The sequence below is a fragment of the Okeania hirsuta genome (assembly GCF_003838195.1).
Taxonomy (GTDB): Bacteria; Cyanobacteriota; Cyanobacteriia; order Cyanobacteriales; family Microcoleaceae; genus Okeania; species Okeania hirsuta.
Map to the genome: position 1 here is coordinate 1 of NZ_RCBY01000318.1, position 6,729 is coordinate 6,729.

3 protein-coding genes are annotated in these 6,729 nt (G+C 43.3%); all 3 read left to right on the forward strand.

The annotated features are described in order from the left end of the window. Positions 1-1,532 precede the first annotated feature (1,532 nt). Positions 1,533-2,009, forward strand: a complete 477-nt coding sequence (locus tag D5R40_RS41585; protein WP_282433676.1) for a thiamine pyrophosphate-dependent enzyme — start codon at positions 1,533-1,535, stop codon at positions 2,007-2,009. Between the two features lie 32 nt (positions 2,010-2,041). After that, positions 2,042-2,368 carry a hypothetical protein gene (locus tag D5R40_RS42990; protein ID WP_375339423.1) on the forward strand — a complete coding sequence of 109 codons (327 nt, stop codon included), beginning with the start codon at positions 2,042-2,044 and terminating at the stop codon, positions 2,366-2,368. 4,169 nt (positions 2,369-6,537) lie between these two features. After that, positions 6,538-6,729, forward strand: a 192-nt coding sequence (locus tag D5R40_RS38260) for a glycosyltransferase (protein ID WP_205127730.1), incomplete at its 3' end; no start/stop codon positions are given.

Genomic DNA, 6,729 nt, shown 5'->3' on the forward strand with positions numbered 1-6,729 from the left:
AAGCAAGTACCAGGACCAGCGCCTTCCAAATCGAATGGTGGAGCTGGTGGTAAAGCCAAGATGTTCAAGGCATCATCAGTGATTACCCAGGCGGAGTTAGCGCCCGATACACCACTAAGACTTACGTCAAAAGCATCAGATACGCCGTCACCAGCACAGATGGTTTTCTCAGTCATGCCGCCAGCGGTGGTTAGATAACCGCCATCAACACCATCTCGTTACACGGTAATAGGGTTAGAAAGTCATAGCAACCACGAAAGTTTGGCATTTTTGCCCATGTCTAGACCGTGATCGACCTTCATATCTCAATACCAGATTAAGCAAAACACCTTCACCCGCACCTTCGAAGTCGAAGGTGGAGCAGGAGGAAGTGCTAGAATCTTTCCGGCATATCTTGATCACCCATGCTGCGTTTGGTCCTTCGGAGCCTTCACGTATACGTTGATGGGATCGGCTTGTCCGTCACCTGCGCAGATATGAGTTGGATCATTGGTGCTGATGGTACCACCATTTACACCGTTCGGTAAATGGTTGTGGGTTTGAAAGGTCGTAGCAACCTTCAATATCATTGGCATTCTTGCCAACTTCAACGCCACTCAGTGCACCGTCAAAACTAACGTGCCAAAACTAGACAAGTCCCTTGCCCTGCCCTTCAAGATCAAAAGGAGGTTCCGGGAGGGATACCAAGGATATTGCCATTTGGGTCAGGTGATCACCCAGGCAGAGCTTGGACCAAGAAGCATGTTGTAATAGTACGTCAATTGGGTCTTCGTTGCGTCTCCGGCACAGATCACTCGTTCTGTTCTTAGCCAGCGATCGGAAAGATAGCCGCCGTCAACATCGCAAGAGATTGTTTCTCAGCATTTGTATTCGGAGGTTCAGGTGTTGCATGTAGTGAAAGCTGCAAGCTTAGGTTAGGATAAAGGAGAGGAGCCCTACCCTCGTCCAAAAGGATAAAGTTTCTGTCATGATTGGTTAATTTTAATGAATGTTAGTTTCCGCCTACTGGTTAAAGTTTGACGATGGTTAATGTAGTCCTAGGATGACTTTCAGGCTGATTCTAGTCAGTTAGCCTGTCGTGTAATCGGTACTGTGTAGGTAGTTCTAGAATCTGAGGATATTGGCGCTTTGTACCCTGTCTTTTGGTTATGCACACAAAAATTAGAGCGAGGCGGGTGTGGATTTATCACAAATTATAACGAAACTATCACAAGGGGTCAAGTGTCGCTGCCTAGCATTTTGCAGGCCAGACCATGAAAGCCAAACTTTTCGAAAAATAGCGACCGAGGCCTGTTGCTAGATTTAGATTTCTTTTACCTTTATCCCGATTTTAACCCTAACCAATTTCCAAATTACTGCTTGCGCGAGCTGCCTACAAAAGCCACTGGCGAGCGAGATCGACAAAAACCGCCTATGGCTACGAAAACGAAGTCCTCTATGACTTTGATCGAAAGAACCTGACAGATGAGACTTTACAGGAATTATTTCAATCTGTTGCGCCCTAGAATGATTGAAGAGAAGATGCTAAAGTTATTGCGCAGAGTAAGGTTAGCAAATGGTTTTCAGGAATTGGGCAAGAGGCCATTTCTTGGGAGCAACTATGGCCCTGCACACGGATGAAATTGATCTTTACCTTGCATAGAAACCTAGGTGTGTTTCACGGCACGGCAGGTGCCACTGCATCGTCTTTTGGCCAGTGGCAGGGAAAAGACATGGGCTTCACAAAGGGCGGATCGATCTTTTCCACTTTGAACCTGGAGCATGGTATAGTAGGAATGATCTCTCACCTCGGACCTCAATTGTCATTGGCTGGAGGAGTTGGACTATGGCATAAGCCTGAAGGAGAGCAAAAGGTAGCTTTAGCTTTCACGGAGATGGTGGCACAGCGAGGGAGAATTTCACGAAAGCTCTTGAATGTAGCTGCAGTTTGGCAGCTTCCCGTCAATATTATTATTGAGAATAATGGTTATTGGCCTTTCCACAACGGTACAGGAACAGTACCGTTGTGAAAAACTTGGCGGATCGCGGATTAGGCTACGGCATGCGATCCCGAATTCTGGATGGAAATAACATAGTAGAAGTTATTCTCATCCAAGCCATTGCCGAGGAGCTCAGAAGCAAGCCCGAGCCGATCTTACTAGAGTGCCGGACGTTTAGAATGCGCGGGCACGAGGAAGCCTCTGGCACCAAATACGTCCCAAGACCTGATGGAAAACTTGGCCCAGAAAGATCCCATAAGGAATTTCGAACAATATCTACTGCAAGAAGGGCTGTTAACGGAGAGCCATTGTTGATTTTCAGACCGCATGAAACAAGAGATCGAGGATGCGCTAAAAGCTTGCCGATGAGCTTCCAGCTGTCCAAGTAGATCGAGCACCAAGAGTTGGCTGATGTATATGCCCCTTATCAGCCTACTTTGGTGGAACTAGTACTTCCGAGACACAGGATTACGTTTCGTAGACGCGATCTCACAGGCTTTGCATCAAGCCATGGAGCGACATCCGGATTTAGTGCTGATGGGACAGGACATTGGTGATTTATGGTGGTGTTTTCAAGGTTACTGATGGTTTTGTGAAAGATTTTTGGAGCAGCGCGTGTGCGGAATACGCCCTTGTGCGAGAGTGCGATCGTTGGAGTAGGTTTGGGCGTATCGCTTAAGGGAGGTAAAGCCATGGTCGAATGCAATTTGCAGACTTTGTAAGTTTGTGGCTTCAACCAGATCGTTAACAATCTGGCCAAAATTACATTACCGTTGGGGACAATCCGCTGATGTAGTGGTTGCGCATGCCAACGGGAGGAGGTATGGGAGCTTGCCTTACCATAGTCCAAAGTAAACTAGGCTTGGTTTACGCATACTCCAGGTTTAAAAGTACTATATCTCCAGCCCGAGTGAAGCCAAAGGCTTGCTACTCGCTGCCTTTGAAGATCCAAAACCCCATCTTATTTTTTGAGCACAAAGGTTTATACCGAAGTATTAGTGAGGAAGTACCTACCGACTATTATACGCTGCCGATCGGCAAGCGCGTTTGGTGGCAGAAGGAGAAGACGTCTCGATCAATTACTACGGTATGGAGTGCATTGGGCCAAATCTCTAGTAGAAGAATGGAATGTTTCCGTGATATTCTGATTGAGAACGCTCTTACCCATTGATTATGAATCTCGATAACAGAAAACTGTAAGAAAAACGAACAAAGTATTGATTCTACACGAGGATACGCTCTTCGGAGGGATCGGAGGGAGCTCTCCGCGTATATCGCTTGAACATCTTTTTGAATCAACTGGATGCGCAGGTTATGCGCGCAGCAAGTTTGGATACACCCGTGCCCTTTTCTACCGCGCTGAAGCGGAATTTTTACCAAAAAAACAAGATTGAAAGAAAAGTTAGAGAAGTTTTGGCCTATTAAAATGACCGACCTACCAGCGATTAATTCTTTGCTGTCGAATTGTGTTTTGAATCGAAGAAATTGGTTGCCAATTAGATAACCTTGCCAAGTATTTCTCATTTGATCGACAAGTATCCTGGTTTGGATCTTAGGTAAACTCAAAAAGGCCCGAAAATGTAAGGCTGATGAGCTGAAATTGGCAGTCTATTGTTGGCGAAAAAGCCCTCAAGAATTATTCACATTTTTTTTTTGACCTATAGGTTTTTTTCTCTATTTTTACGTAGAGTTATCACACCTCCCGGAAGCCAGACGCTTTACCCCCTCCATCGCATCTGATTTTACACCATGTGTTACACTTTACCCTTTAATACTTTGGATTTCAATAAATCCGAATTCTAACCATGACATTAAATCCATCAGTCCTCAATTGCCCTTTGGTTTGTACCTTTGCCGGCAAAACAAATTGATATTCAATCACTATGAATTGGAGAATTCTTATTGCAGTTAGTGGGACTACCGGATTGTACAAATGGCGGCAAATCGCGGGAATGGACTTATCATCGAAGATTTGGCAAGTGGTAAAAAAAGATTTGCCTCAGCTAGAAAGCACCAATTTACCCCTTTAGAGTCAATCGGTATCTATACGGACGACGGAGATACGACTGAATTGAAGAATGTTTTTTAGGCATGTTGGACCAGTCGGAAAGTAATCCACCGGTGCCTTCAAGCGCCAGTCCAGCCGAGTTGAACAATTATTTTTCGGAAATATTACTAATTATGATAGGGACGAGTTTTTAATCGGCGATATCAAAAAAGTAATCAAATGGTTTAAATATCTAAACGACAAAGGATTACTTATTACAAAAGAGAAACTACTACTGACGAAGAAGAATAAACGACACTACTTTGAGAAAACAACGACCCTTGGTACTTGTAACTTTGAAGACTATTACTCGTAAACAAAAATTATAATCTCACTTTTAAGAGGATTAACCCAGACAGATACGGCACCAAAAGCATACGTATATGAGATCTACTGCGCTTACGGTACCTGAACCTAGACGTCAAAATTTCTACCCCGATAATTTTGATGCTAACGGTTTGGGCGGAATTAAAGCCATACTTACGACGACCTATTAGAACGACCAATTAACAGGTGTACAAGATTTAGAAGAATGGATTAAGGATAGATCTGAACTGGATGCTGAGTTAGCGAGTCGTTCGCATGGGGTACATTAAAATCACGGTAAATAGCGGGGACAAGGAGGCAGCCGATAATTACCAATATGCGGTACAGGAATTGGCACCTCGATTACTTTCTTTTGAAAATCAATTGAATAATATTCTCGTAGGACTCCCCGTACAAGAATCAACTCAATCAAGAAGAATACTTCATTTACCTTAAGCGTATTCTCAATTCAGTAGATTTATTTAGAGAAGATAATATTCCTTTAGCCACTGAAGTTCAGTTAAAGGCTAAAGGAATATTGGTCGGATTTTTTCGGAAATGACTATCGGTGTAAATGGCCGGCAGATGACCTTGCAGAAAGCAGGAAGTTGTTGTGAAGAACCGATCGAAATTACGAGAAAGCATTTACCATAAGATCAATCAAAGAATTCGTAAAGATTCTTTGCATTTGGAACAGCTATTTGATTATCTGCTGGTTCAAGCGGCATGAGATAGCACCAAAATGCAGGTTTCGAGAACTCCGCGACTTTAATTCAAAGCGCTAGGGAGATTCGACTATTCTGTGGATGATTGTATCGACTTTCATGAATCTATTCAGTACGAGATCCTACCGATTGTCAATGACCTGAATAATTCAGAAAGAAGGCACTTGATTTGAAGGCTTTGAGCCTTTGGGATTTGCATGTCGATACTAGTGTAAGTCCATTGCGCCCATTTGAGATTCAGATGAATGGTAGAAAGAGAGCGATTACCTGCCTTTCCGATTTGAAATCCATTCTTTTTGCGAGGCCATCACGATCATGCGTGATAAAGGCCATCTTGATCTTGAATCACGAAAAGGCAAACGTCCAGGTGGCTATAACATGCCATTGCACCTTTCCGGTATTCCTTTCATCTTCATGAATGCGACGAATTCTTGAATGATATGCGGCACCTTGATGCATGAAAGTGGAACATGCTATTCATTCTCTATTGACCATTGACTATGAGCTTAGTTCAAAGCTAAGCGAGTTCCTTCAGAGGTGCTGAGTTGGCTGCTATGGACGATGGAACCTATTGAGCATGGATCACTGGACATCTTCTTCGAAAATGAAGATGATCTTCGTAGAGCCAAGATTGGACAATTGGAGAATGTGTTGAAAGTTTTACTTGGATTGCCACCATTGATAAATTCCAACACTGGATCTATCAACATCCAAATCACTCTAGAGTCGAAAGACGAAGCAAATGGCTTAATATTTTGCAAGACTTCAGCTCTTCAGAAGTGGATCGTAGTGGCTTACAACAGTATTCAGAATACCTCTGGCATAAGCAACTTCATTTATTTGAAGTTCCTTTTTATTAAATAGAATATGAATGGCACAATTAGGTGCTATCGCCATCTGGAAGAATACCGGGAGCAACGGAGCAGGCCATCGAGCAATACATCGAGGCACTTAAGATGGGATACACGCGTCCGATCAAAGAAATCTCGCGGAGGCGGGTATCAATTTGATTTCTCCAGAGAGTATGTTTCAGAGCTAGGTAAATTTGTAAAAGAAGAGTTAGTTCAATTTAATGGACGGACAATAATTCAATAAGAACGAATCTCAGATAAAGACAAACACAGATTTGAAAACAATCCCTTTCCTGTTGTTGGTGAGTCGTCTAAGAGCGGCTCACAACAGTGCTTTTAAAGCGTAAGCACAGAGAAACCTTCCTGCTCCCTGATCAAGAAACCCATCAAAAAGACACGCCTTTCCAGGTTAACTGTCCGTTAACTCCCTGCCAAAAAGACTTACCCAGACCAAAATATTAATCCCAAATCGGAATAATTTGCTTAGCAGTCTATCTTTGCGCCACAATCCAGATCGAGATGTATAAGAACAAGAAAGTAATGTGGTCTTACCGCATATAATGCGGCACAAACACTAGAAAAAAACCTACAAAGAAATCCCTTCGACTTAGTTGATGAAGTCATCCTTTGTGGATGACGCTAGTAAGGACAATACGGCTGAGCTGGCTAAATCGATTGGGATTAACCATGTGATTATTCATGAGCAGAACAAGGGATATGGAGGGAACCAGAAATCGCTCTACAATAAGGCTTTGGAACTCGGAGGAGACATTGTAATCATGCTTCATCCGGACTATCAATACACGCCAAAGCTCATTCCA

Coding starts and splice junctions, on each gene's coding strand:
- D5R40_RS42990 (WP_375339423.1), top strand. CDS start 2,042: ATGCGATCCCGAATTCTGGATGGAAATAACATAGTAGAAGTTATTCTC.